The 1,073-nt window shown below is 76.8% G+C and carries 1 protein-coding gene; it reads left to right on the forward strand.

Annotated elements, in window-relative coordinates; all coding sequences use genetic code 11:
• Nucleotides 1-1,073, forward strand: a 1,073-nt coding sequence (locus D7231_RS35270; RefSeq protein WP_147449906.1) for a WD40 repeat domain-containing protein, incomplete at both ends; no start/stop codon positions are given.

Below are 1,073 nucleotides of genomic sequence, written 5' to 3' on the forward strand. Positions count from 1 at the left end.
GCGACGCCGTGGCGTACAGCCCGGACGGCGAGATGGTCGCCACCGCCTCCAACGACAGCGCCGCCCGCCTCTGGGACGCGGCCACCGGCCGCGAGCTGCGCACCCTCACCGGCCACGGCGACGGCGTCAACGCGGTGGCCTTCAGCCCGGACGGCACCACCCTGGCCACGGCCTCGAACGACGACGCCGTCTTCCTGTGGAACACGGCCACCGGCGAGCACACCGCCACCCTGCACGGCCACACCGACTGGGTGCGCGCGCTGGCGTTCAGCCCCGACGGCGCCTCGCTGGCCAGCGGCAGCGCGGACGCCACCGTCCGCATCTGGGCCATCGAGGACGGCCGGGCCGGCGAGGAGGCGCCCACCGTCCTCCCGGACGGCCACACCGAGAGCGTGCAGGCCCTCGCATGGAGCCCGGACGGGGCCACCCTCGCCAGCGGGAGCACCGACGACTCCGTGATGCTGTGGGACCCGGCCGCCGGCGAGGCCCGCCTCGCCCTGTCCTCGGGCGTGGCCTCGGACGTCAACGGCCTGGCGTTCAGCCCGGACGGCGCCAACCTGGCCGCCGCCATCGACGCCCTGTTCGTCCCGCTGTGGCGCACCGAGACCGGCGAGCCGCTGCTGTCCCTCTCGCCCGGCCACACCGACAGCATCGACGCGGTGGCCTTCAGCCCGGACGGCCGCCTGATCGCCACCGGGGGCTCCGACGACTCGGTGCGGCTGTGGGACGTGCGGCGCGACACCCCGACGCTGACCCTGACCGGGCACACGAACGTGGCCGCCGCGGTGGCCTTCGCGCCGGACGGCCGGCACCTGGCCACGGGCGGCTGGGACAACGCGGCGCGCCTGTGGGACCTCACCGCGCAGCGGCCCGTGCACGACCTGATCGGCCACTCCGAGGGCGTGACGGCGCTGGCCTACGCCCCGGACGGCCAGACCCTGGCCACGGCCGGCTGGGACGGGCGGGCGGCGCTGTGGGACCCGGCCACCGGCGCCCTGCGGCGCGAGCTGGAGGACCGGGGCCAGGAGGACATCTCCACCGTCGCCTTCAGCCCCGACGGCGCGCTGGTCGCC

Origin of the sequence: Streptomyces klenkii, from assembly GCF_003626645.1 — a bacterium.
Classification (GTDB): domain Bacteria; phylum Actinomycetota; class Actinomycetes; order Streptomycetales; family Streptomycetaceae; genus Streptomyces; species Streptomyces klenkii.